The sequence below is a fragment of the Serratia sp. Sp408 genome (genome assembly GCF_057180665.1).
Genome location: NZ_JBXUFT010000001.1, coordinates 323,187 through 347,990, shown reverse-complemented (window position 1 = coordinate 347,990; position 24,804 = coordinate 323,187). Strand labels below are relative to the sequence as shown.

Genomic DNA, 24,804 nt, shown 5'->3' with positions numbered 1-24,804 from the left:
TTAGATATATCTAAATTGCAGGCATAAAAAAAGCGCTGTAAAAACAGCGCTTTGTTTGGAGACAGGGAGATTACTTGGCAGAAGCCAGCACTTCGCTGACGATCTCTACCGCTTCCTGTTCGATCTTGGCGCGGTGTTCCGCCCCCAGGAAGCTTTCGCAGTATATTTTGTAGGCTTCTTCGGTGCCGGATGGACGCGCAGCGAACCAACCGTTATCGGTCATCACCTTCAGGCCGCCGATCGACGCGCCGTTGCCCGGTGCGGCGGTCAAGCGCGCGGTAATCGCGTCGCCAGCCAGCGTACTGGCGTTGACCATTTCCGGCGACAGCTTGGCCAGCGCGGCTTTCTGCGCGTGACTGGCCGGTGCCTGAATGCGGTTGTAGCTTGGCGCACCGAAACGCTTGGCAAGATGGTCGTAATGGTGCTGCGGATTGTCGCCGGTCACTGCGGTGATTTCCGCCGCCAGCAGGCACATGATGATGCCGTCTTTATCGGTAGACCACGGCGTGCCGTTGAAACGCAGGAACGACGCTCCCGCGCTTTCTTCGCCGCCGAACCCCAGGCTGCCGTCGAACAGGCCATCAACGAACCATTTGAAACCGACCGGCACTTCCACCAGCTTGCGACCCAAATCGGCCACTACTCGGTCAATCATCGCGCTGGAAACCAGCGTTTTGCCCACGGCAACGTCGGCGCCCCACTGCGGACGATGTTGGAACAGGTAGTTGATCGCCACCGCCAGATAATGGTTCGGGTTCATCAGACCGGCAGGCGTCACGATACCGTGACGGTCATAATCCGGATCGTTGGCAAACGCCAGATCAAACTTGTCGCGCAATGCCAGCAAGCCGGCCATCGCCGACTCGGACGAGCAGTCCATACGGATAATGCCGTCGTGGTCAAGGTGCATAAAGCGGAAGGTCTGATCGATGGAATCGTTAACCAGCGTCAGATCCAGCGCGTAATGCTCGGCAATACGCTGCCAGTAGGCGATACCGGAACCACCGAGCGGATCGACCCCAAGCTTCATGCCGGCACGTTGGATCGCCGGCATGTCAACGATATCCGCCAGCCCTTCGACATACGGTTGCACCAAATCCTGCGCGTGCAGGTGGCCGCTGCGCCAGGCCTGGTCCAGCGACTGGCGCTGTACGCCCTTCAGCCCTTGCACCAGCAGTTCATTGGCGCGTTTTTCAATCACTGAGGTCAGGTTGGTGTCAGCCGGACCGCCGTTCGGCGGGTTGTATTTGATACCGCCGTCCTCCGGCGGGTTGTGCGACGGCGTAATGACAATACCGTCAGCCAGCGCGCCGCCCGAGCGGTTATGGCTGAGGATGGCATGGGAAACCGCCGGCGTCGGCGTGAAGCCGTTGTTTTCCTGTACCACCACGTCGACGCCGTTGGCCGTTAACACTTCCAGCACCGAAATAAACGCTGGCTCAGACAGCGCGTGGGTGTCCTTGCCGACGTAACACGGACCGCTGACGCCCTGCTGGCGGCGTACTTCGGCAATCGCCTGCGCGATGGCGAGAATATGCGCTTCATTGAAACTGTGGCGCAACGCGCTGCCACGGTGACCCGAGGTACCGAATTTCACCGCATGGGCGGCGTTGCCCGCTTCCGGTTGCAGCACGTAGTACTGCGACGTCAGCTGAGCCACATTGATCAAATCGCTTTGCTGAGCCGGTTGCCCGGCGCGTGGATTGTTCGCCATCAACTTTTCTCCCTTTCCTCTGTCCAGCGGCCGGGCGAAAGGTTGCGCGACCACTATGACGGGCGGTTCGCTAAATCAGATCGTGCCGCACACTTTTTCTGTCAGTTCCGCCGGGAACTGCATCGCCAGCATGATATGTTCAATCATGCTGCGCTTGCGGCCGGTATTGGTATTGGTGATCACCCAATAAGGGGTGCCGGGAACGTGTTTCGGTTTGGTATGCGTTCCGTTTGCCAGCAGCGTTTGCTGATCGCCGGCAAAATAGGTGCGTGTACGGCCATGCAATGCGTCGGTCGCGGCAGCGAAGCCGGCCGCATCGAGGGTGTACAGCGTTGACAGTACCAGCATAAAACGATTTACGGCCTTGTTCTGCTCGGCGTATTCATCCGACAGCAGCAGTTCACGCATGGCGCGGACGCGATCCCGTGGGCGCGACGCGGTGGCTTTTTCCGGCTCCGCGCTGCCACTCGCAGCGGTAGACACGGGGCGCACTGGCTGCCCTGCGGTAAACTTCAACATACGCCGTAAAATATCAGACGCACTTTCCCCAATATGTTGCGTGTGGCTGGCAATATAGCGGTAAAGTTCTTCGTCGACTTCAATAGTTTTCATCTTTATCCAGTACTGTATTTTTCTACGTAGAATCCGAAACCGGGTTCTGCATTCAAGCTATGGGATTATAAGGTTAAAAGCGCGAGAGCAAACATAACAAAGTGCCCTCTGGGGGCAAAAGCAGACTATTACCTATAGCCGGCATCACCCGCCCACCTCTTTGCTGATGGGTATGATACCCTAACAGAATGTTTTCAGGTCATGAACTTCGCCATGAAATTACACTATCAATTATTGGCCGCCCAGGCCGAACAGACAAACGCGCTGCCGATTGTGCTGATACACGGGCTTTTCGGCAACCTTGACAACCTCGGCGTACTGGCGCGCGATTTGCACCGCCAGCATCCGGTGGTGAAAGTCGACTTACGCAACCATGGGCTTTCGCCGCACGCCGCCGAAATGAGCTATCCGGTGATGGCGCAGGATTTGCTTACGCTGCTGGACAGCCTGAATATCGAGCGTGCCATCGTCATCGGCCATTCCATGGGGGGCAAGGCAGCAATGGCCTTGACGGCGATTGCTCCCGAGCGTATTGCCAAACTGGTGGTTATCGATATCGCACCGGTGGCTTATCAGACCCGACACCATGATGAAATCTTCGCCGCCTTGCAGGCAGTGAGCGCCGCCGGCATGACTCAGCGTCAGCAGGCGGCGGCGCTGATGCGCACCATGCTGGATGAAGAAGGGGTGATTCAGTTTCTGCTGAAATCGTTCCATCAGGGCGAATGGCGTTTCAACCTGCCGGTGCTGATCGAGCAATATGAAACCATCATTGGCTGGCAACCGGTGCCGGCCTGGCCGCAGCCGATTCTGTTTATTCGTGGCGGGCTGTCGCCTTACGTAAAAAACGACTACCGCGACGACATCGCCCGCCAGTTCCCGCAGGCACGGGCGTATGAAGTGGCTGGCAGTGGCCACTGGGTACACGCCGAGAAACCGGATGCGGTACTGCGTGCCATTCATCGCTTCATCGACCAGGCCTGACGGCCAGTTGGCGAAAAAACGCGCTAAAGATAACGGCTTAGCGCGTTTGCAACGCAGTAAAGCATTGTCGTTGCTCCATCTGCTGGGGTAATATGGCGCGCTATAATTTTGCCGCCGTCGCCAGCGTGGTGTAAAACGCCGGAATGGGGGCAAATTTGGGTTAGGTTTTATCGACCTGAACTGTATTAACCGAACCGTCCGGAAGCGTGAAACGCTTTTTGATGCAAACTCCCTTGCAGTACCGCTACCTATGGCAAAAGAACAAACGGATCGCACGACGCTGGATCTGTTCGCAGATGAACGCCGTCCGGGGCGCCCGAAAACCAACCCGCTATCCCGTGATGAACAGCTTAGAATCAATAAGCGGAATCAGCTACGGCGCGATAAAGTACGTGGTTTGCGGCGTGTGGAGCTGAAAATCAACGCGGATGCGGTGGACGCTCTGAACAAACTGGCGGAACAGCGTAATATCAGTCGCAGCGAGCTCATTGAGCAAATGCTGCTGGCGCAACTGGCGGAAGAACAGCCAGAACAATGATCTTATCAGCCGCACGCGCGGCGCGGCGTTAAGGATGACGCCGGATCAACTCCGCATTTTATTCTTCGGGCATCGCATAAACGCGATAAAACCCCGGGGCAAATTTCTGGCATGATACGCGTTTAGCGGTGGGAGCTGGCTCCTCACCATGGCGATATTTTAAACGATACCGGTGCGAAAGCCGGGCGTCGAGTATTGTAATTAATTGAATTTAAAGGTTATACGCGATATGGCTAACGTAGGCATTTTCTTTGGCAGCGACACCGGCAATACCGAAAACATTGCCAAGATGATCCAAAAACTTCTTCGTCAGAGCTTTGGCGACGATGTGGCTGAGGTGCATGACATTGCCAAAAGCAGCAAAGAAGATCTGGACGCATTCGACATTCTGCTGCTCGGTATCCCAACCTGGTATTACGGTGAAGCACAATGTGACTGGGACGACTTTTTCCCTACGCTGGAAGAAATAGACTTCAATGGCAAACTGGTCGCGCTGTTCGGCTGCGGCGATCAGGAAGATTACGCGGAATATTTCTGTGATGCGATGGGGACCATTCGTGACATCATCGAACCTCGCGGCGCAGCGATTGTCGGCCACTGGCCAACCAAAGGCTATCATTTCGAAGCCTCCAAGGGTCTGGCAGACGACGATCACTTTATCGGCCTGGCGATTGACGAAGATCGCCAACCCGAACTGACCGACGAACGCGTGCAGGGCTGGGTGGCGCAAATCAGCGCAGAGCTGAGCCTGGCAGACATCGTAGGTTAAGCAGCGGTTATTTCCCCGCCGTTCAAGGCCCTGCGAGACGCATGATTAACGCAGGGCCGTTATCGACATCACGGATTGAAGCGATAGAAGCTACAAAATTGTAACTTCCCCCCTCGTCACGGTAGACTGCGGTTCGGTTTATCCCACCCATCAAGATGTTACATGTGTGACATGTAACGGTGCGAATATATCTTTGTTAACAACCGGCGGTTTCCATTTAGGTCAACCGGTTCTATAATGAGACGCAATAAATTCTTTGTGCCGACCGATGCCATAGGCAAAAATGCCTCAACTTGATTAGCATAGTAACAGGACTGAATCCGCATGACTGACAACAATACCGCATTAAAGAAGGCCGGCTTAAAAGTCACGCTTCCGCGACTCAAAATCCTGGAAGTACTGCAAGATCCGGCTTGCCATCACGTCAGTGCGGAAGATTTGTACAAGAAACTGATTGATATGGGCGAAGAAATTGGTCTGGCGACGGTTTACCGCGTACTGAACCAATTTGACGACGCCGGGATTGTCACCCGTCATAATTTCGAAGGCGGCAAATCAGTATTCGAACTGACTCAGCAGCACCATCACGATCACCTGATTTGCCTGGACTGCGGCAAAGTGATCGAATTCAGCGATGAATCCATCGAAGCGCGTCAGCGTGACATTGCCAAACAGCACGGCATCAAACTCACCAACCACAGCCTGTACCTGTACGGTCATTGCGCCATCGGTGATTGCCGCGAAGACGATACGCTGCACGACAAAAAATAATGCTGATGCATTAATAAGCAAGGAACCGCCAGACGGCGGTTTTTTTATGCCTGTCAGACAGGCAAAAAAATCCCCGGACGCGCCGGGGAAATCATGTCACAAAAGATAACAATGCAGCGGCAAACCACCTCTTTCATCAGGGTATTACCCCCTCCACACCCCAAACGCCCCGCCGCCGACACGCAGCGAGGCATTGGTCACTACGCCTGCACCGGTTCCGCACGGCTAAAGCGCTTGCCGTCAGGGCTGACCGCGCGAATTTGCACCTCGCCGGCTACTGCCGGCTTGGCGCTGTCATCATAGCGTTGCCACTGTTTGCCACCGTCGGTGGAATACTCGATAGCCAGTCCCGGCAAAGCAATATTGGCCTCCAGCTTGCCGTTGACGATCCGCGCACCTGGCACCGGCAGGCGGTATTTTACCCCGCCTTTATCCAGCTTGCCCAACTCGCGCTGCCCCAGCAGGTTGGCAAACCGCAGCCAGTCCTGCTGCAACTTTTTGTCATCGACCAAGTGGGTTTCCCCGCCCTTGTATTCTCGACCTGCCTTATAGTCCTGTTCCCAGCTGGCGCGGTGCCAGGCTCGTTCCGCCACCGACAGCGAGCGCGGGAACATCATATATTCCATTTGCGGATCGGTGCGCACCACTTCACTCCACAGCTGGGCGGAAAGGCCATAGGCGCCCGGCCACGGTTTATCGCTCTTGGCGGTGAAATAGTTGCCATCGCGATCCACCGACGTTTCAGCGTTCTGCGGCATGTTATCCGGTGCAAAGCTGAATATTTTGCGCTCATCACTGAAGCGGGTGCCCCAGTAATAGCCGCTTTCGTTTGGATTGACCTCATACGGGAAGTCCAGATAGACGTAGTCGGGGTTGGAAACCACCACTTCGTAACCCTTGTTGGCCCAGTCATTTACCGAATCGAACCCGCCCCAGTACAGGGTATCCCAGAAGTTGACGCCAACGCGCGCCGTGGCAAACGCCTTGGCGTCTTTGGCATCCTTCAAGCCATCCTGCCAGGCCTGCATTCTGTCGATGCCGTGCGCTTTAACCAGTTTGCTGACTTCCTGACCGAAGTAGCTCGGCAAGTGTTCCATGTCGGCAACCTTGCCCTGCTTGATCATCTGTTGGCAAACCTGCGACTTGGCCCACGGTTTGTCTTCTTTGCTCAGATCGAGCATGCCTTTGCCCGGTTCTGGCTGTTTGATGTCGGTATAACCGGCGCCCAGACGGATGTTCTTGGCTTCATCGCCGCCAAAGTGCCAGGTTTTCAGCGGTTGACCGGCTTCCTTATGCATTTGGGCAATTTCACCGATCACCTTGTCGACAAAGCGGGTTGATGAATCCAGGCACGGGTTCAGATAACTCTGGCGATTGAAGAATTGCACCGAGGTAGTATTGGAGCTGTCGGTAGGATCCAGCAGACGGAACTCCTCGGCCTCTTTTTGCTTACCTTCGGCAAGCAGTTTCTTATAACGCGCTTCCATGGATATCACCGCCGCACGCGCGTGCGCCGGCATATCGACCTCCGGGATCACTTCAATCTGGCGTGCCTGGGCGTATTTGATGATGTCGATATAGTCCTGACGGCTGAAGAAACCACCGTAAACCTCTGGCCCCTGACCGTACTGCGGCAACAGGCAGGTTGTTTCGCTCAGGTCATGGCAGCGTTGGCCGCCGATCTCGGTCAGCTCCGGCAGGCCGGGGATCTCGATGCGCCAGCCTTCATCATCGGTCAGGTGGAAGTGGAACTTGTTCAGCTTATAGGCCGCCATCTGATCCAGCAGACGCAGCACCGCATCCTTGTGGTGGAAGTTGCGCGCAACGTCGAGGAACAGGCCACGGTATTCAAAGCGCGGCGCATCTTTAACATCCAGCGTGGCGATTTTCTTGTCGCCTGTGGTCGGGATCAGCGACAGAATCGATTGCAGGCCATGGAACACCCCAGCCTGATCGAAGCCGGTCACCACCGCCTGTTTGGCGCCGATCTGCAACTGATAGGCGCCTGCCACCGCCAGGTCGCCCTTGAAGGCGTTCGGCTTGATGTCGGTTTTAATCGGATAACCGCTGCGTGTCGGTGCCACCCCCAGCAGGGTAAAACGCTCACTGACCACATCGGCCGACGGTTTGGCCAGCGCACTCAGGTCCAGCGCCACGCCGTTGCTCAGATCCACGTCCTGGGCATGAACCTTGAGGTCCATTGGCGTCGGGATGATTTGCCCGCGCAACGACGCCGTCGGCAGGGTTTTCAACTCGGCGTTTTTGACAAAGCGCGAGGCCGGCGTCATCAGAACGTTTTTATCGTCCTTGGTACGTTTCCATTGATCGCCGGTAAACGGTGCCACAAACTGATCCAGATCTTCGGTATCGGTATTGGCCAGCATTTTCGGTTTGGCGTCACCAGAGGTCGCATACCAGCGCGGCAGGAAGTCGGTTTTGAACAGTTGCCAATATTCCGTCACGATCGGAATTTCCACCGCTTTGCCAGCCGGGAAACCGCTGAAGGTTTCGCTTGGCACCAATTTATACAGATCGCCGGTCAGGTGAGAGATGGTGAACTGATCGTTGTCGACCTGCAGCGTCTGGCGTGGGCTGTGGAAGTAGATAACCCAGTCCTTGCCGGTGATATCTTGGCCGTCGTTGGCCAGCGTAATCAGGACCTTGTTGCACGATGCCCAGTCTGCGCCCAGCTTGGCGCAATCAACGCCATGTTCAGCCGCGCGATTGTCAACCATCTTGATATTCAGTTTCAACTGGCTCAGTTGATCCACCAGCTGTTGATCGGCCATGGCGCTGCCGATATTGCCGAACATGCCAACGCTGGCCGTTAATGCGGCAAGGGCACTCAATTTGAATATGTTCATCTTCGACCTCATCCGTAATCAGTGATTATTTGCGCGAATTTCTTGCCAGATCTTGCCGCACTGGCTGTCATACGCCTGCCCATTGCCGGTGTGTACAGCCTGAATGCAGCTCTGATAATCCAGTACGCGGACCGTCTCCTGTTCGGCGAACTGTTGATGCTGTTTCTCTTGTTTCAATACGTTCAATACCGCCTGACAGGACTGCAGTTTCTCTGGCGAACCTTCCGCCGTATTGATGCAGGCACTGTAGGCCTGACGCAGTTTGGCGTCTTCCGGCGGGGTTTGCGGCTGAACGCAGGCGCTAAGCCCGAGTACCGCAGCCACCAACAACAATAGGTTTTTCATCGCTGTTCCTTGAGCATGCTTGCCCGGTGTCACCACCGGGCAAGGAGCATTAGAAGAGAGTAAATGGCGCAATCACGATAAATTTCACGTCGCGCTCATCCTGGAAGATGTTGCCGTAGCCGCCACCGTAGCTTGGGATGTCGGTATGGTTGTCGTATTGAGTAAAGTGCAGCTTGAACAAGGTGCCTTTCGCCCGCCCTTCCTGCACGGTGTACAGTGCATCCAGGCTGTAGGCACTTTCCTTCAAACGCTGGCTTTGGTCATACATCGGGTTGGTGCTCGGCTTGGCGTCCCAGCCGTAAACGTAGGATGCGCCCACCGCCCAGCCCGGAAGATTCCAGTTGCTAAGGTCATACATCGCGCCGGCGAACACCGCTTTTTCGCCATTGGCATTGAAGTCGGAACGGTTATCCCACCAGATATCCAGCCGGCCATTGGAGGAGGCGTAGGTTGGCGTCATACGCTGTAAAAAGAACCCCTGATTGCCTTCCGCCTTCACCCAGGTGCCTTCCAGCCGCAAATCGACCTGGCCGATTTTGTAGCCAAACGTCAGCGCTTGCAGCCAGGCCATGCCGTCATACAGATCGCTGGTACTTGCCGGATTGACGTCCTTGGCATCATGGATGCGGTCGCGCGCGCCATAGAATTGGTAACTGGCACTCAACGGGTTGCCGGCAACGTCAAATTTGTAAGAGCCTTTGGCAAAGTATTGGTCCATATAGCCTTGCGACTGGCCAAATGCCGCTTCCAATACCAGATCGTTCTTGAAGTCATACTTGGCGCCCAGCGAGTGCAGATAAGACACACCGGTTTTCTTGTCACCCTGGCGGAACTTGTCCATTTCCAGGTTCCATGGGGATTTGTATTTGTCGGTCCACATGTAGGAGAAACTCAGGGCACCGGCATCGCCGTAATCAAAGTTGGCTCCGGCTTCAGCACCCTGATAGGTGCCGGGCATAAAGCTCCAGTGCGGCGCCAGCAGCGTTTGGCCGGTCGGCTGGATCCAGCCGGCTCGCGCCCAGACCGGACCGTATTTGAATTTACCCGCCGCTTTGTAAACGCTGATACCGCTCTTGTCGCCGGACCAGTCTTCATCGTAGGCATGGTTGGAGTTGGAGAAGGCAATTTCGTTCGGGTGACCACTTTCGGAGGATTCCGCCATTTCGATGGCGGTAAAGGCCGCCAGATCGATACCGAACATATCCGCGGCATAGCCGGAGGAGAAATCCAGGTTGGCATTCCAGGTGGAATGCGACAGGTTGGTCTTGTATTTGTCGCCGTCCGTTACGTCTTTACGGTCGCGTTCACGTTGCCAGTAATAAATACCGCCGGTCAGCGTGGAGTCATCAATAAACCCTGCCGCTTTCGCCTCGGGGGCGATAGTAAAACCCGTTCCCAACAGTGCACCCGCGACTGCGAGCGCCAGCGATTTACGCTGTGCACCGTGCGTAGCCATAATAAAATTCCTCTTTGACGTAACGTAAAAGTGCGGCCGCCGTGTTCACCACTGCCCTGCACGGCCGCTAATAAAAACCCAATCGGGTAAAAGTTTTTCGCCATGGGGGAAAAACCCCACAGCATTTATTGCTACTGATAGACTATTTTTCGCGACGCGAATTATCAATTGAAAATTACCATAGGTTTGTCAAAGTATGACAAAGAGCACATATTGATGAGAAATTATTACATCGTCAGAATTCGGTCATTTTGAATAAAAAATTCAATTAAATCAGAATAATTATTGATAAATCAGTTTTAAGAATCTTAATTGAATGGATTCAGCGCGGGTAAAGCCGTGAATTATCACCAGTTTAGAGAGCGCTCTCCAAATGACATTAATTCGCAACGCGAATATACAGCGGACAGGCGGTTTGCGGATTGATCGGCGCGGAAGAAAACAGCCGGCAATGGTCTGCGGGAAAGCAGCAAAAAAAAAGCGCAACCGACGTTGCGCTTGTTGTTCAGATCGGCTCGCGCGCTTTAGACGCCCGCTTTGGCCCAGGTATCACGCAGGCCGACGGTGCGGTTAAACACCAGATGTTCAGCCGAAGAATAGCGGCTGTCGGCGCAGAAATAGCCTTCGCGCTCGAACTGGTAGGCGTGCTCAGGCTGTGCCGCCGCCAGGCTTGGTTCGACAAAGCCGTGCTTGATCACCAGCGATTCAGGGTTGACGGTCGCCAGGAAGTCCTCTGCCGCACCCGGGTTCGCCACGCTGAACAGACGATCGTACAGGCGAATTTCCGCCGGCAGCGCATGCGCCGCGGAAACCCAATGGATCACGCCCTTCACCTTGCGGCCATCGGCCGGATCCTTGCTTAAGGTGTCCGCATCGTAGCTGCAGAAAATGGTGGTGATCTCACCGTCCGCGTCTTTTTCCACGCGCTCGGCCTTGATGACATAGGCATTGCGCAGGCGAACTTCCTTACCCAACACCAGGCGCTTGTACTGCTTGTTGGCTTCTTCACGGAAGTCAGCGCGGTCAATGTACACTTCGCGGCTGAACGGCACCTGACGGTCGCCCATTTCCGGTTTATTCGGATGATTGGGCATGGTGACCATTTCCACCGCGTCTGCCGGCAGATTTTCAATCACCACCTTGACCGGATCCAGAACCGCCATGGCTCGCGGGGCATTTTCGTTCAGATCGTCGCGAATGCAGGATTCCAGCGCCATCATTTCAACGTTGTTATCCTGCTTGGTCACGCCGATACGCTGGCAGAATTCGCGAATTGACGCTGCGGTATAACCACGGCGACGCAGGCCGGAGACGGTCGGCATACGCGGGTCATCCCAGCCTTCAACGATATTCTCGGTCACCAGCAGGTTCAGCTTGCGCTTGGACATGATGGCGTATTCGAGATTGAGACGTGAGAACTCATACTGACGCGGATGGCATGGAATGCTGATGTTATCCAGCACCCAGTCATACAGGCGACGGTTGTCCTGAAACTCCAGCGTACACAGCGAATGGGTAATGCCTTCCAGCGCATCGGAAATGCAGTGGGTGAAATCGTACATCGGATAGATGCACCATTTTTTGCCGGTCTGGTGGTGTTCGGCAAATTTAACCCGGTACAGAACCGGATCGCGCATCACGATGAACGGCGAAGCCATATCGATCTTGGCGCGCAGGCACGCCGTACCTTCGGCAAATTCGCCGTTACGCATTTTTTCAAACAGCGCCAGGTTTTCTTCCACCGTACGATCGCGGTACGGGCTGTTTTTACCCGGCGCAGTCAGGGTGCCGCGGTATTCGCGGATCTGTTCCGGCGTCAGTTCGTCAACGTAGGCCAGGCCCTTGTTGATCAACTCAACCGCATACTGGTGCAGTTGATCGAAATAGTCAGAGGAATAACGGACATTGCCGCTCCAATGGAAACCCAGCCACTCAACGTCGCGCTTGATCGACTCAACGAACTCGATGTCTTCTTTTACCGGGTTGGTATCGTCAAAACGCAGGTTGCACTCGCCTTGATAATCCTTGGCAATGCCAAAGTTCAGACAAATGGATTTCGCATGGCCAATGTGCAGATAGCCATTAGGTTCAGGCGGGAAACGGGTATGAACCGTTGAATGCTTCCCTGATGCCAGATCTTCGTCGATGATTTGACGGATAAAATTGGTTGGGCGGGCTTCAGCCTCACTCATTTCACTATTCCTCAAATGCCAGAGTGCTTCACATAACCGCCTATGATCCAACAACCCACGCGCGGAAACAACCGTTAGTTTCATCAAAAAGTATAAGGCTATGCCCCAGCGCGCTCCACCCTGTCGCCAGCGGGCGGCGGCGAGTGGCCAAAAAAAAGCGGGAAGAGATTGCTCTCCTCCCGCCAACGTCTGGGAGCGTCACGTCATGACTCGCTGGCCCCCAAGGTACTACTCAGGAAAAACTGTCTTATTTTTGAATCTCGAACAGGATGGTCTGGCCGGCAACCACAGTGCCGCTGGCCAGCGCGCTCAAACCGGCATAATCGTCGGCGTTGCTGACCACCACCGGGCTGATCATCGAACGGGCATTGGCATTGAGGAACGCCAGATCCAGTTCCAGAATCGGTTGCCCAGCTTTGACGTCGGCCCCCTCTTCCACCAGTCGTGTAAAGCCCTGGCCGTTCAGCGCTACGGTATCGATGCCCATATGCACCACGATTTCCGCACCGTTGGCCGTTTCCAGGCAGAAAGCGTGGTTGGTGTTAAAGATCTTGACCACGGTGCCGTCAGCCGGCGCCACAACGGTTTTGTCGGTCGGGCGAATCGCCACGCCGTCACCTACCGCTTTGCTGGCGAAGGCTTCATCCGGCACCTGATCCAGCGCGATCACTTCACCGGTGACCGGTGCGACCAGCGCTTCCAGTACCGCTTTCGGCGCGTTTGGCACCGCCTGCGGCTTGGCTTCGCTTGCCGGCACGGCGGTCGCGGCGGCAGCGGCAGGCACTGGACCGGCAGCCACCACGCTGCGCATGGCGCTGGCGATAAGTTCGGCACGGGTACCAACGATAACCTGCACGCTTTGCTTGTTAAGACGAATGACACCGGATGCACCGAGGCGCTTCGCCAGTGCATCATTGACCAGCGCCGAGTCTTTCACGTTCAGACGCAGGCGGGTAATGCAGGCGTCGATGCCAGTCAGGTTGTCGGAGCCGCCAATCGCACTGACGTAACGGCGAGCGATAGTGGTGGTTTCGTTTTCGTCTTTGCCAGCAGAGGCATCAACGTTGACGTCATAACCGTCGCTTTCATCACCGGCAACTGCCAGCTCACGGCCTGGGGTCATCAGGTTGAACTTGTTGATGGTGAAACGGAACACCACATAGTAAATAACGAAGAACACCAGCCCTTGCGGGATCAGCATGTACCAGTGCGTCGCCAGCGGGTTACGTGACGACAGCACCATATCCACCAGGCCGGCGCTGAAGCCGAAGCCGGCGATCCAATGCATGCTGGCTGCGATAAATACCGAAATGCCGGTCAGTACCGCGTGGATCACGTACAGCACCGGAGCCACGAACATGAAGGAGAATTCCAGCGGTTCGGTGATGCCGGTAAAGAAGGCGGCAAAGGCGGCTGCCATCATGATACCGGCGACCTTGGCTTTGTTCTCTGGGCGTGCGCAGTGGTAAATCGCCAGCGCCGCGCCCGGCAGGCCGAACATCATGATCGGGAAGAAGCCCGCCTGATAACGACCGGTGATGCCCACCACCGCTTTACCGGCTTCGATAGACTGCTGGCCGCCAAGGAAGTTAGGGATGTCGTTAATGCCGGCCACGTCGAACCAGAACACCGAGTTGAGCGCATGGTGCAGACCAACCGGAATCAGCAGACGGTTGAAGAATGCGTAAATACCCGCGCCGGTCGAGCCCATTTTCTGAATATGTTCACCGAAGTTCACCAGACCGTTGAAAATCACCGGCCAGATGTACATCAGAATGAAGGCCACCAGGATCATCAGGAAGGAAATGAGGATCGGCACCAGACGGCGGCCGCTGAAGAATGACAGCGCCTTCGGCAGCTCCACGCTGCTAAAGCGGTTGTAAATCTCGGCGGAAATGATACCGACCAGGATACCCACGAACTGGTTCTGAATTTTACCGAACGCAGCTGGCACCTGATCGAGGGGGATTTTTTGAATCATCGACACCGCGGCCGGTGAACAGAGCGTAGTCAACACCAGGAAGCCGACAAAGCCGGTCAATGCCGCGGCACCGTCCTTGTCTTTTGACATCCCGTAAGCCACACCAATGGCAAACAGCACCGACATATTGTCGATGATGGCTGAGCCAGATTTGATAAAGAAAGCAGCGAGAGCGTTGTCACCGCCCCAACCAACAGGGTCAATCCAATACCCGACGCCCATCAAGATGGCGGCGGCAGGCAGCGTGGCGACCGGAACCATCAAGGCCCGCCCCACTTTTTGCAAGTAACTAAGAATGTTCACCTTTTCCCCCTATTCGTCCGCGGACGGACCCTATTGGTAGTTTATTGAGACCAGCTCACTACCTTTTAGAAATAACGTATGACACTTGACTGACTGTATCCCACCATGACCGCCGGACTCTTGGGGTGCGCGCCCCTGCGGGTTGGCTCATTTGAACACCTCGGTGCGTACCTGACCGCGGGTTTGACCCCGCAGATTTCATGGTTCACGTCTTGCAGTGCGCTCAAATCACCACCAGCCACTCCCAGCTGTAATGGTGGGATGCAGTCTGTTCATGCGGAGTGTAAAAAAATTATTTCGTATCGCAAATTAAAACCTCATTTTTTGTGATTTATATCACCAAAAATGTGCCTTTATCTGTCACATTGCTAGCCATCACACAAAACTTATTTTATCATTCAAAAAATCAAAGCGGATGGCCTTTCACACGCAAAGCACAAAGCTGAGTTACGCTTAAGGCGTCTGCCAAAGCCCGTACAGTATAGCCATAGTTTACTTACCCAAGAGGTGTATGATGAGACTTATCCCACTGAAAGATACCCAACAAGTTGGCAAATGGGCGGCGCGCCATATCGTGCAGCGCATCAATGCGTTCAAGCCAACGGCCGATCGTCCGTTTGTGCTGGGTCTGCCAACCGGCGGCACGCCGCTCGAAGCGTACAAACATCTGATTGCGATGCACAAAGCAGGTGAAGTAAGCTTTAAGCATGTGGTGACTTTCAACATGGATGAATACGTTGGCCTGCCGCAGGAACACCCGGAAAGCTATCATACCTTTATGTACCGTAATTTCTTTGATCATGTTGATATTCCGCGTGAAAATATCAACTTGCTGAATGGTAATGCCGCAGATGTCGATGCCGAATGTCGTCAGTACGAAGAGAAAATCAAATCTTACGGTAAAATCCACCTGTTTATGGGCGGCGTAGGCGTTGACGGCCACATCGCGTTTAACGAACCGGCATCGTCCCTGGCTTCGCGTACCCGCATCAAAACGCTGACCGAAGATACCCGTATCGCCAACTCCCGTTTCTTTGGCGGCGATGTCGATCAGGTGCCTAAATATGCGCTGACCGTTGGGGTAGGCACCTTGCTGGACGCGGAAGAAGTGATGATCCTGGTGACCGGTCACGGCAAGGCGCAGGCGCTGGAAGCCGCGGTTGAAGGCAATATCAACCACATGTGGACCATTAGCTGTCTGCAACTGCATGCCAAGGCCGTGGTCGTGTGCGATGAGCCGTCCACCATGGAACTGAAAGTCAAAACCGTTAAGTACTTCCGCGAGTTAGAAGCGGAAAGCATGAAGAATATTTAATTTTTTTTAGGGGGCTACATGTTCGCTTTAACCCACGGTCGGATTTATACCGGCCACGACGTGCTTGATGACCACGCCGTAATCATTGCCGATGGTCTGATTGAACGAGTTTGCCCGCTGGCCGAGTTGCCTGCCGGTATCGAAACGCGCGATCTGGGTGGTGCCATGCTAGCCCCAGGTTTTATCGATGTTCAGCTTAACGGCTGCGGTGGCGTACAGTTCAACGATTCGTTGGAAGCCATTTCGCAGGAAACGCTGGATATCATGCAGCGCGCCAATGAAAAGTCGGGCTGTACCAGTTACCTGCCGACGCTTATCACCAGCAGCGATGAATTTATGAAGCACAGCATCGAAGTGATGCGCGCTTATCTGAAAAAACACGCCAATCAGGCACTTGGTCTGCATCTGGAAGGGCCTTACCTGAGCCCGGCCAAAAAAGGCACCCATAACCCGGCATTTATCCGAAAAGCAGACCGTGAAATGGTCGATTACATGTGCGCCAACGCCGATGTGATCACCAAGGTGACGCTGGCACCGGAAATGGTCGAACCGCACTTTATCAAGCAGCTGCGTGACGCAGGCATCGTGGTTTCCGCTGGCCACTCCAACGCCAGCTACGATCAGGCGCGCATCGGTTTCGCCGCCGGCATCAGTTTTGCCACTCACCTGTATAACGCCATGCCGTACATCACCGGTCGCGAACCGGGCCTGATGGGCGCGATTTTCGATACGCCGGAAGTCTATACCGGTATCATCGCCGACGGTCATCACGTCGCCTGGGCGAGTATCCGTAACGCCAAACGCCTTAAAGGTGATAAATTGGTGCTGGTCACCGACGCCACGGCGCCGGCAGGTGCAGATATTGACCAATTTATTTTCGCTGGTAAAACAATATACTATCGTGACGGGCTGTGCGTTGATGAAAACGGCACCCTGAGCGGTTCTGCGCTGACCATGATCGAAGCGGTGCAGAACAGCGTCGAACATGTAGGTATCGCCCTGGATGAAGCGCTGCGTATGGCAACCTTGTATCCGGCGCGCGCCATCGGCGTCGACCAGCATTTGGGCAGTATTGAAGCCGGTAAGGTGGCGAACCTCACCGCCTTTGACCGAGAATTCAACATCACCAAAACTCTCGTTAACGGCAACGAGGTTTAATCAAACAGCGAGTAAATTTATTGATGAGCACTGGCGGGCAGGCACAGATTGGCAACGTTGATTTAGTCAAGCAACTAAATGGAGCAGCAGTGTATCGCCTTATCGACCAACAGGGTCCGATTTCGCGCATTCAAATTGCCGAACTGAGCCAGTTAGCTCCCGCCAGCGTCACCAAAATTACTCGCCAGCTGTTGGAGCGCGGGCTGATCAAGGAAGTCGATCAGCAAGCCTCCACCGGCGGTCGCCGTGCCATTTCCATTGTCACCGAAACCCGTCATTTTCATACCGTGGCCGTGCGTCTTGGCCGGCACGACGCCACCATCACGCTGTATGACATGAGCGGCAAATCACTCGGCGAAGAGCACTACCCTTTGCCGGAGCGTACCCAGGAGACATTGGAAAATGCACTGTTCAACGCCATTGCCCAGTTTATCGAGAGCTATCAACGCAAACTGCGCGAGCTGATCGCCATTTCCGTGATTTTGCCTGGCCTGGTCGATCCGGCATTGGGCGTGGTGCGCTATATGCCGCACATCAGCGTCAATCACTGGGCGCTGGTCGATAACCTGCAGCAGCGTTTTAACGTCACCAGTTTTGTCGGCCACGATATTCGCAGCCTGGCGCTGGCCGAGCATTATTTCGGCGCCACACGCGACTGCGAAGACTCCATTCTGGTTCGACTGCACCGCGGCACCGGCGCCGGCATTATCGTTAACGGCCAGATTTTTCTTGGCAACAACGGCAACGTCGGCGAAATTGGCCATATCCAGATTGACCCGCTCGGCGAGCGCTGCCACTGCGGCAACTTCGGCTGTCTGGAAACCGTGGCCGCCAACGCCGCCATTGAACAGCGCGTGCGCCAGTTACTGACCCAGGGCTATCCCAGCAAGTTGACGCTCGATGACTGCAGCATCAACGCCATTTGCAAAGCCGCCAACCGTGGCGATTTGCTGGCCAGCGAGGTGCTCGAGCACGTTGGTCGTTATCTCGGCAAGGCCGTCGCCATCGCCATCAACCTGTTTAATCCGCAAAAAGTGGTGATCGCCGGCGAAATTACCGAAGCCGAAAAAGTGCTGTTGCCGGCCATCCAGAGCTGCATCAATAATCAGGTACTGAAGGACTTCCGCAAGAACCTGCCGATTGTCACCTCCGAACTGAATCATCGCTCGGCGATCGGGGCGTTTGCGTTGGCGAAACGCGCAATGCTCAACGGCGTTCTGTTACAGCGTTTGCTGGAAAGCTAAAACGCATTTCGGCGAGCAGGCCGCTGTCGCTTTTGCTCGCCGCCATCATGAGACACTGCACCAATGACCATTAAAAACGTTATCTGTGATATCGACGGCGTGCTGATGCATGACAACACCGCCGTTCCCGGCGCCGATCTGTTTCTGGCACGGATTCAGCAGCAGGGCATGCCGCTGGTGATGCTGACCAACTACCCGTCGCAAACCGCGCAGGATCTGGCCAACCGCTTTGCTGCGGCCGGTCTCGAGGTACCGGAAAGCGCCTTTTACACCTCGGCAATGGCCACCGCCGATTTTCTGCGGCGCCAGGAAGGTAAAAAAGCCTACGTGGTCGGCGAAGGCGCATTGATTCACGAACTGTATAAAGCCGGTTTCACCATCACCGATATCAACCCTGATTTTGTTATCGTTGGTGAAACACGCTCCTACAACTGGGATATGATGCATAAGGCCGCGTATTTCGTGAACAACGGCGCACGCTTTATCGCCACCAATCCTGACACCCATGGCCACGGCTACGTGCCGGCCTGCGGCGCGCTCTGTGCGCCGATCGAAAAAATAACCGGCCGCAAACCGTTTTACGTCGGCAAACCCAGCCCGTGGATCATCCGCGCCGCCCTGAACAAAATGCAGGCGCATTCGGAAGAAACGGTGATCGTCGGCGATAACCTGCGCACCGACATACTGGCTGGCTTCCAGGCCGGGCTGGAAACCATTCTGGTACTGTCCGGGGTATCGACCCTCAACGATATTGAAACCATGCCGTTCCGACCGAGTTATATCTTCCCCTCCGTTGCCGATATCAACCTGTTCTAGTTCACGCTGGCGGCCGTTAATGCCGCCATTTTTTACTTCGCCACGCCAATAAAACGCCGAGCCGCGCTGTTGATGAATTTAATTTATTTATGCCCGGCTAAACTTTCATTATACCCGGCATTAATTCGCGCAGAATGATTCTCACCGGCAACAAATATTGCCGGTAAGCAACACTCTATTTCTATTACGCGATGACGAGGCCATAATGAATTCATTAAATTCAAACACAGTTACCACCGCCGCCAATGATGACGCATCGGCAATGCCGGATATGTCCGGCAAAAAAATCATGATGGGCTTTTGGCACAACTGGCAGGCCGGCACCAGCGACGGTTACCAGCATGGCCAGTTCGCCAATATGAACCTGACGGATATCCCGCCGGCCTACAACGTGGTGGCGGTGGCCTTTATGAAAGGCGCCGGCATTCCGACCTTCAAGCCCTACAACCTGAGCGACACCGAGTTCCGCCGTCAGGTCGGCGTGCTGAACGCCCAGGGGCGCGCGGTGCTGATCTCGCTCGGTGGCGCCGATGCCCATATCGAACTAACAACCGGCGACGAAGGAAGACTGAAAGACGAAATTATCCGTCTGGTGGAAACCTACGGCTTTGACGGTTTGGATATCGATCTGGAACAGACCGCTATTGACGCCGCCAATAATAAAACGGTATTGCCCGCCGCGCTGAAGAGCGTAAAACAGCATTATGCCGAGCAGGGTAAAAACTTTATTATCAGTATGGCGCCGGAGTTCCCTTATTTGCGCACTTCAGGCAGCTACCTGGAATATATTTCCGCTCTCGAAGGTTATTACGATTTTATTGCGCCGCAATATTATAACCAGGGTGGCGACGGCATTTGGGTGGATGAGGCCAACGGCGGTGCCGGTGCGTGGATCTCGCAAAACAACGACGCCATGAAAGAGGATTTCCTGTACTACCTGACCGAAAGCCTGGTCAGCGGCACCCGCGACTACGCTCGCATTCCTGCCGCAAAATTCGCCATTGGCCTGCCGAGCAACGTCGATGCGGCGGCCACCGGTTATGTCGTCGATCCACAGGCGGTGTACAACGCGTTCAAACGCCTGGATGCCAAGGGATTGTCGATCAAGGGCCTGATGACCTGGTCGGTGAACTGGGATAACGGCAACAACAAAAACGGCGTGCCGTACAACGGGGAGTTCAGCACACGTTATGCCGCGCTGATCGAGGGCGAGGTTACGCCACCGGTAGAAAATCCACAGCCCCCCAAGGCGTTGAACGTTAGCGAACTCACCGCCACCTCGTTGACGCTCGGCTGGGCACCAGCCACCGGCCCCAACCCGATCGTCAGCTACCGCGTATTGCGCAATGGCAGCGTCATTGCTCAACCTGATGCGCCGTTGTTGCATGACAGTGGCCTGACGCCAGACAGTCGTTACAGCTACACCGTTATCGCCATCGACAGCAAAAACAACGCCTCTGCGCCAAGCGTGGCGTTAGCGATCACCACCGCCGCAGATGGCACCACGCCGCCGGATCCGGTAGTGGGTGAATGGGAGGTCAACCATGCCTATCAGGAAGGCGAGCGGGTGAGCTACCAAGGCAAGCTATACACCTGCCGCCAGACGCACACTTCCAACATCGGCTGGACGCCGGATACCACCCTCGCCTTATGGCTGCCAATGTCGTAATTGGCACCAGTATCGATAAATGTAATGCAGACGGGCTTTGTCGTTTATAAAACAGACGGCAAGGCCCGTTTTTTGAATATTCCATAATTTTATGATGCTAAAACTGAACATCCGTTAAGTTTCCAACCTCGACAAACAACTATTTTTCAGCCTGGCGTTAAAACGCTTGCATCTGCCTGCGCTTTTGACGCATTTTCATAATCAACAGCGCAGCAAAGCCGCGTCGGCATTGCCCCGCCGGCCACGCTGCCCATAACAGCAAGACAACATCACAGTCTAATAAAAGTCGTTTAGGAGAGTTTGTATGTGTTCTATTTTTGGTGTGCTCGACCTGAAGTCCGATCCGACAGAGCTGCGCAAGAAAGCGCTGGAGATGTCGCGCCTGATGCGCCATCGCGGGCCGGACTGGTCTGGCGTTTATGCCAGCGATAAAGCCATTCTGGCCCATGAGCGTTTGTCGATCGTCGACGTCAACAATGGCGCTCAACCGCTGTACAACGCTGCGCACACCCACGTTCTGGCGGTCAACGGTGAGATTTACAACCACCAGGCGCTGCGTCAGAAACTGAGCGACCGCTACCAATTCCAGACCGGTTCCGACTGTGAAGTGATCCTGGCGCTGTATCAGGAGAAAGGCGCAGACTTCCTCGACGATCTGCAAGGCATGTTCGCCTTTGCGCTGTATGACGCAGAAAAGGACGCCTACCTGATTGGCCGCGACCATTTGGGCATTATCCCGCTGTATATGGGCCACGACGAGCATGGCAACCTGTTCGTCGCCTCGGAAATGAAAGCGCTGGTGCCGGTGTGCCGTACCATTAAAGAATTCCCGGCCGGCAGCTATCTGTCTAGCCAGGACGGCGAGATCCGCAGCTATTATCAACGCGACTGGTTCGATTACACCAACGTGCAGGATAACGTTACCGACGCCAACGCCCTGCGCAACGCGCTGGAAGAGGCGGTAAAAAGCCATCTGATGTCCGACGTGCCTTATGGGGTACTGCTGTCTGGCGGGCTGGACTCCTCGGTGATCTCCGCCATTACCAAGAAATACGCCGCACGCCGCGTTGAAGACGACGAGCGCAGCGAAGCCTGGTGGCCGCAGCTGCACTCCTTCGCCGTCGGTCTGCAAGGTTCGCCGGATCTGCGCGCCGCGCAGGAAGTGGCCAACCATCTGGGCACCGTGCACCATGAGATTCATTTCACCGTACAGGAAGGGCTGGACGCCATTCGCGATGTGATTTACCACATCGAAACCTATGACGTCACCACCATTCGCGCCTCAACGCCGATGTATCTGATGTCACGAAAAATCAAGGCGATGGGCATCAAGATGGTGCTGTCTGGTGAAGGTGCCGATGAAGTGTTCGGCGGCTATCTGTACTTCCACAAAGCGCCAAACGCCAAAGAGTTCCACGAAGAAACCGTGCGCAAACTGCTGGCACTGCATATGTACGACTGCGCTCGCGCCAACAAGGCGATGTCGGCCTGGGGCGTTGAAGCCCGCGTACCGTTCCTGGATAAAAACTTCCTCGACGTCGCAATGCGCATCAACCCGCAAGACAAAATGTGCGGCAATGGCAAAATGGAGAAACATATCATTCGTGAATGTTTCGAATCCTATCTGCCGGCCAGCGTGGCCTGGCGCCAGAAAGAGCAGTTCTCCGACGGCGTGGGTTATAGCTGGATCGATACCTTGAAAGAAGTCGCTGCGCAGCAGGTTAGCGATCAACAGCTCGAAACCGCCCGTTTCCGCTTCCCGTACAATACGCCAACGTCAAAAGAAGGCTACCTGTACCGCGAAATCTTCGAACAGCTGTTCCCGCTGCCAAGCGCGGCCGAATGCGTACCGGGCGGCCCTTCCGTCGCCTGCTCGTCAGCCAAGGCCGTCGAATGGGACGAGTCATTCAAGAAAATGGACGATCCCTCCGGCCGTGCCGTCGGCGTGCATCAATCCGCATATCAATAAGCGCCGCTTTTTGCTGATTGGCGAGCCTCCGGGCTCGCCTTTTTGTTGATGTTTTCAACCATTAATTGCATGAATTGTCGATTTTATCGCCAACCTGTTCACAACCCAGACAAACGGCACATCGCTGGGGTTTTTCGGCAAAAAACTTGTTGACGCAAAACGGCCATATACGCATAATGCGCCCCGCAACGCAGATGAAGGCAGCGCGCAAAAAGATGGCTACGTAGCTCAGTTGGTTAGAGCACATCACTCATAATGATGGGGTCACAGGTTCGAATCCCGTCGTAGCCACCATCTTTTTTTTGCGGGAGTGGCGAAATTGGTAGACGCACCAGATTTAGGTTCTGGCGCCGCAAGGTGTGCGAGTTCAAGTCTCGCCTCCCGCACCACTCTCTTCATCTGAGTTAACTCTGCTGATGGGGTATCGCCAAGCGGTAAGGCACCGGTTTTTGATACCGGCATTCCCTGGTTCGAATCCAGGTACCCCAGCCATTTTCCTTCGGGAAGGGGTCAAGGCAGAAGATTTGTTAAGTTGTTGGGGTATCGCCAAGCGGTAAGGCACCGGTTTTTGATACCGGCATTCCCTGGTTCGAATCCAGGTACCCCAGCCATACAAACAACTTGCAAATCAACGCAGTAAAAATTAGCATGGCTACGTAGCTCAGCTGGTTAGAGCACATCACTCATAATGATGGGGTCACAGGTTCAAATCCCGTCGTAGCCACCATTTTTACTGACATACTATTGGGGTGTCGCCAAGCGGTAAGGCTCTGGTTTCTGATACCAGCATACCCAGGTTCGAATCCTGGCACCCCAGCCATCTTCAGAACAGCCCACTTCGGTGGGCTTTTCGCTTTTCTGCGCCTGCAAAAATAACGGGCCGGTTTGTAACCGACCCGTATCTGCACGTCTGCGCTACAGTCCCAGAGCGTATTTCAACGCCTTCTGTTTCAATACGCCGGCGCGTTCGGCCGCCATCAGCGCCAGATTGCGCGCCACGCTGAGCGGAGCCAGATTATTGCTGAACGCGGTATAGAACAGATCCATGCCGCTTTGCATCAGCAGGTTATCGGTACGCCGCTGGCGCTGATAGCGTAACAGTACAGCCTCGCTGGCCCAGTCGTCACCCTGTTCACGCGCCGCGCTCAACACCGCCAGCAACGCATCCACGTCACGGTAGCCGAGGTTGACGCCCTGCCCCGCCAGCGGGTTGATGGTATGCGCCGCATCACCGATCAGCGCCAGTCCCGGCAGCACATAACGCTGCGCATGTCGACGCACCAGCGGAAAGGCGCCGGCAGCATGCGCGCTGACCGCGCCAAGTCGCGCCGGGAAGGCATCGACAATCTCACGCTGCAACTGAGCCATCGGCATCGCCTGTAACTGGCGGATCCGCTGTGGGCTGTCGTACCACACCAACGAAGCCCAGTCCTCATACAACGGTAAAAAGGCCCGCGGTCCGGACGGGAAGAACTGCTGCCAGGTAACGTCCTGCTGAGCGGCACCGGTCTGTATGGTAATCAGCATACAGGACTGGCGATATTGCCAACCACTGGTGCCGATCGCCGCCCGTTGGCGCACCTGCGAATGTGCACCGTCGGCACCGATCACCAGCCGCGTCGCCAGCACTTCGCCGCTGTCCAGCGTCACCAGCCAGCCTTCGGCGTCGCGTTGCAGATGCTGCAGTCTGGCCGGACAATGCAGCGTCAGGTTGTTACAGTGCGACAGCTGTTGCCATAGCGCCAGCTGCAGAATACGGTTTTCCACCATAAAACCCAGCTCAGGCAGGCCAAGCGCCGCAGCGTCAAACGCCACCCGCGCAGACTGCCACTCCCAGGTTTCCAACCGGCGATACGGCGCCGAGCGCATCTGCTCAACCGCCGGCCAGGCGCCAAGCTGTTTCAATAAGCCGACCGAGGTGCAACCGATCGCGGAAATACGCAAATCCGGCGGGCTGTGCGGCTCGAACGCCTGCGGCGGCTGGTGCTCCAGCAACGCCACGTCAAAACCCGCCTGTGCCAGTCCCAACGCCGCTGCTGCGCCGACCATTCCGCCGCCCACGACAACGACGTCAACCCGTGTTTGAGATGTCTTCATGTTTGAC

The 24,804-nt window shown here is 55.4% G+C and carries 18 protein-coding genes and 6 tRNA genes; 16 read left to right on the top strand and 8 right to left on the bottom strand.

The window, feature by feature from the left end; genetic code table 11:
- Positions 1–70 precede the first annotated feature (70 nt).
- Positions 71–1,714: a phosphoglucomutase (alpha-D-glucose-1,6-bisphosphate-dependent) gene (gene pgm, locus AC2AXP_RS01700; protein ID WP_371902045.1), complete on the bottom strand. Its 1,644-nt coding sequence runs from the start codon at positions 1,712–1,714 to the stop codon at positions 71–73.
- Positions 1,715–1,789: 75 nt separating this feature from the next.
- Entirely contained in the window at positions 1,790–2,326 is a 537-nt protein-coding gene (gene seqA / locus AC2AXP_RS01695) for a replication initiation negative regulator SeqA (RefSeq protein ID WP_004965869.1), read from the bottom strand.
- Between the two features lie 213 nt (positions 2,327–2,539).
- Here seqA and ybfF point away from each other — a divergent pair, with 213 nt between their 5' ends.
- The 4 genes from ybfF (at position 2,540) to fur (ending at position 5,388) form a co-directional block, all read left to right on the top strand.
- The gene (gene ybfF, locus AC2AXP_RS01690; RefSeq protein WP_198773318.1) at positions 2,540–3,310 is read left to right on the top strand and encodes an esterase; all 771 of its coding nucleotides are present in this window, start codon (positions 2,540–2,542) and stop codon (positions 3,308–3,310) included.
- A 250-nt stretch (positions 3,311–3,560) separates the two neighbouring features.
- Complete coding sequence (gene ybfE, locus AC2AXP_RS01685) at positions 3,561–3,848, top strand: LexA regulated protein (RefSeq protein WP_004965877.1); 288 nt, start codon at positions 3,561–3,563, stop codon at positions 3,846–3,848.
- Positions 3,849–4,077: 229 nt separating this feature from the next.
- Positions 4,078–4,617 (top strand): flavodoxin FldA, encoded by a 540-nt coding sequence (gene fldA / locus AC2AXP_RS01680; protein WP_371902044.1) that lies wholly within the window; start codon positions 4,078–4,080, stop codon positions 4,615–4,617.
- Positions 4,618–4,941: 324 nt separating this feature from the next.
- The gene (gene fur, locus AC2AXP_RS01675; protein WP_004965880.1) at positions 4,942–5,388 is read left to right on the top strand and encodes a ferric iron uptake transcriptional regulator; all 447 of its coding nucleotides are present in this window, start codon (positions 4,942–4,944) and stop codon (positions 5,386–5,388) included.
- 200 nt (positions 5,389–5,588) lie between these two features.
- Here fur and AC2AXP_RS01670 read toward each other — a convergent pair whose 3' ends face one another.
- The 5 genes from AC2AXP_RS01670 to nagE all read right to left on the bottom strand — a co-directional run bounded on the left by AC2AXP_RS01670 (position 5,589) and on the right by nagE (position 14,529).
- A complete protein-coding gene (locus tag AC2AXP_RS01670; RefSeq protein WP_484381387.1) occupies positions 5,589–8,252 on the bottom strand; it encodes a beta-N-acetylhexosaminidase in 2,664 nt (887 codons plus the stop codon).
- An 18-nt stretch (positions 8,253–8,270) separates the two neighbouring features.
- A complete protein-coding gene (gene chiQ, locus AC2AXP_RS01665; protein WP_004965886.1) occupies positions 8,271–8,597 on the bottom strand; it encodes a ChiQ/YbfN family lipoprotein in 327 nt (108 codons plus the stop codon).
- A gap of 49 nt (positions 8,598–8,646) precedes the next feature.
- Positions 8,647–10,053: a chitoporin ChiP gene (gene chiP, locus AC2AXP_RS01660; RefSeq protein WP_004965888.1), complete on the bottom strand. Its 1,407-nt coding sequence runs from the start codon at positions 10,051–10,053 to the stop codon at positions 8,647–8,649.
- Positions 10,054–10,577: 524 nt separating this feature from the next.
- Positions 10,578–12,245 (bottom strand): glutamine--tRNA ligase, encoded by a 1,668-nt coding sequence (gene glnS, locus AC2AXP_RS01655; RefSeq protein WP_004965890.1) that lies wholly within the window; start codon positions 12,243–12,245, stop codon positions 10,578–10,580.
- Between the two features lie 247 nt (positions 12,246–12,492).
- Complete coding sequence (gene nagE / locus AC2AXP_RS01650) at positions 12,493–14,529, bottom strand: N-acetylglucosamine-specific PTS transporter subunit IIBC (RefSeq protein ID WP_371902042.1); 2,037 nt, start codon at positions 14,527–14,529, stop codon at positions 12,493–12,495.
- Positions 14,530–15,043: 514 nt separating this feature from the next.
- Between nagE and nagB the strand changes: the two genes are divergently transcribed.
- From nagB to AC2AXP_RS01590, 12 genes are all read left to right on the top strand, one after another.
- Entirely contained in the window at positions 15,044–15,844 is an 801-nt protein-coding gene (nagB, locus tag AC2AXP_RS01645) for a glucosamine-6-phosphate deaminase (RefSeq protein ID WP_039992368.1), read from the top strand.
- Between the two features lie 18 nt (positions 15,845–15,862).
- Positions 15,863–17,002 (top strand): N-acetylglucosamine-6-phosphate deacetylase, encoded by a 1,140-nt coding sequence (nagA, locus tag AC2AXP_RS01640; protein WP_004965896.1) that lies wholly within the window; start codon positions 15,863–15,865, stop codon positions 17,000–17,002.
- A gap of 23 nt (positions 17,003–17,025) precedes the next feature.
- Entirely contained in the window at positions 17,026–18,246 is a 1,221-nt protein-coding gene (gene nagC, locus AC2AXP_RS01635; RefSeq protein WP_004965899.1) for a DNA-binding transcriptional regulator NagC, read from the top strand.
- Between the two features lie 63 nt (positions 18,247–18,309).
- Positions 18,310–19,062, top strand: coding sequence for an HAD-IIA family hydrolase (locus AC2AXP_RS01630; protein ID WP_004965903.1), 753 nt, complete (start codon positions 18,310–18,312; stop codon positions 19,060–19,062).
- A gap of 205 nt (positions 19,063–19,267) precedes the next feature.
- Positions 19,268–20,731: a carbohydrate-binding protein gene (locus AC2AXP_RS01625; RefSeq protein WP_039992369.1), complete on the top strand. Its 1,464-nt coding sequence runs from the start codon at positions 19,268–19,270 to the stop codon at positions 20,729–20,731.
- 304 nt (positions 20,732–21,035) lie between these two features.
- Entirely contained in the window at positions 21,036–22,700 is a 1,665-nt protein-coding gene (asnB, locus tag AC2AXP_RS01620) for an asparagine synthase B (RefSeq protein ID WP_430299486.1), read from the top strand.
- A gap of 217 nt (positions 22,701–22,917) precedes the next feature.
- A tRNA-Met gene (locus AC2AXP_RS01615) sits at positions 22,918–22,994 on the top strand.
- A gap of 10 nt (positions 22,995–23,004) precedes the next feature.
- Positions 23,005–23,089: transfer RNA gene (locus AC2AXP_RS01610), tRNA-Leu, on the top strand.
- Between the two features lie 28 nt (positions 23,090–23,117).
- A tRNA-Gln gene (locus AC2AXP_RS01605) sits at positions 23,118–23,192 on the top strand.
- 44 nt (positions 23,193–23,236) lie between these two features.
- Positions 23,237–23,311 (top strand) — tRNA-Gln (locus tag AC2AXP_RS01600).
- Between the two features lie 39 nt (positions 23,312–23,350).
- A tRNA-Met gene (locus AC2AXP_RS01595) sits at positions 23,351–23,427 on the top strand.
- An 18-nt stretch (positions 23,428–23,445) separates the two neighbouring features.
- Positions 23,446–23,520, top strand: a tRNA-Gln gene (locus AC2AXP_RS01590).
- A gap of 95 nt (positions 23,521–23,615) precedes the next feature.
- Here the strand turns inward: AC2AXP_RS01590 and ubiF are convergent.
- Complete coding sequence (ubiF, locus tag AC2AXP_RS01585; RefSeq protein ID WP_004965910.1) at positions 23,616–24,797, bottom strand: 3-demethoxyubiquinol 3-hydroxylase; 1,182 nt, start codon at positions 24,795–24,797, stop codon at positions 23,616–23,618.
- Between the last annotated feature and the right edge of the window lie 7 nt (positions 24,798–24,804).

Coding starts and splice junctions, on each gene's coding strand:
- ubiF (WP_004965910.1), bottom strand. CDS start 24,797: ATGAAGACATCTCAAACACGGGTTGACGTCGTTGTCGTGGGCGGCGGA.
- nagC (WP_004965899.1), top strand. CDS start 17,026: ATGAGCACTGGCGGGCAGGCACAGATTGGCAACGTTGATTTAGTCAAG.
- pgm (WP_371902045.1), bottom strand. CDS start 1,714: ATGGCGAACAATCCACGCGCCGGGCAACCGGCTCAGCAAAGCGATTTG.
- chiP (WP_004965888.1), bottom strand. CDS start 10,053: ATGGCTACGCACGGTGCACAGCGTAAATCGCTGGCGCTCGCAGTCGCG.
- seqA (WP_004965869.1), bottom strand. CDS start 2,326: ATGAAAACTATTGAAGTCGACGAAGAACTTTACCGCTATATTGCCAGC.
- chiQ (WP_004965886.1), bottom strand. CDS start 8,597: ATGAAAAACCTATTGTTGTTGGTGGCTGCGGTACTCGGGCTTAGCGCC.
- fur (WP_004965880.1), top strand. CDS start 4,942: ATGACTGACAACAATACCGCATTAAAGAAGGCCGGCTTAAAAGTCACG.
- glnS (WP_004965890.1), bottom strand. CDS start 12,245: ATGAGTGAGGCTGAAGCCCGCCCAACCAATTTTATCCGTCAAATCATC.
- nagB (WP_039992368.1), top strand. CDS start 15,044: ATGAGACTTATCCCACTGAAAGATACCCAACAAGTTGGCAAATGGGCG.
- ybfE (WP_004965877.1), top strand. CDS start 3,561: ATGGCAAAAGAACAAACGGATCGCACGACGCTGGATCTGTTCGCAGAT.
- ybfF (WP_198773318.1), top strand. CDS start 2,540: ATGAAATTACACTATCAATTATTGGCCGCCCAGGCCGAACAGACAAAC.
- nagA (WP_004965896.1), top strand. CDS start 15,863: ATGTTCGCTTTAACCCACGGTCGGATTTATACCGGCCACGACGTGCTT.
- AC2AXP_RS01625 (WP_039992369.1), top strand. CDS start 19,268: ATGAATTCATTAAATTCAAACACAGTTACCACCGCCGCCAATGATGAC.
- AC2AXP_RS01670 (WP_484381387.1), bottom strand. CDS start 8,252: ATGAACATATTCAAATTGAGTGCCCTTGCCGCATTAACGGCCAGCGTT.
- fldA (WP_371902044.1), top strand. CDS start 4,078: ATGGCTAACGTAGGCATTTTCTTTGGCAGCGACACCGGCAATACCGAA.
- asnB (WP_430299486.1), top strand. CDS start 21,036: ATGTGTTCTATTTTTGGTGTGCTCGACCTGAAGTCCGATCCGACAGAG.
- AC2AXP_RS01630 (WP_004965903.1), top strand. CDS start 18,310: ATGACCATTAAAAACGTTATCTGTGATATCGACGGCGTGCTGATGCAT.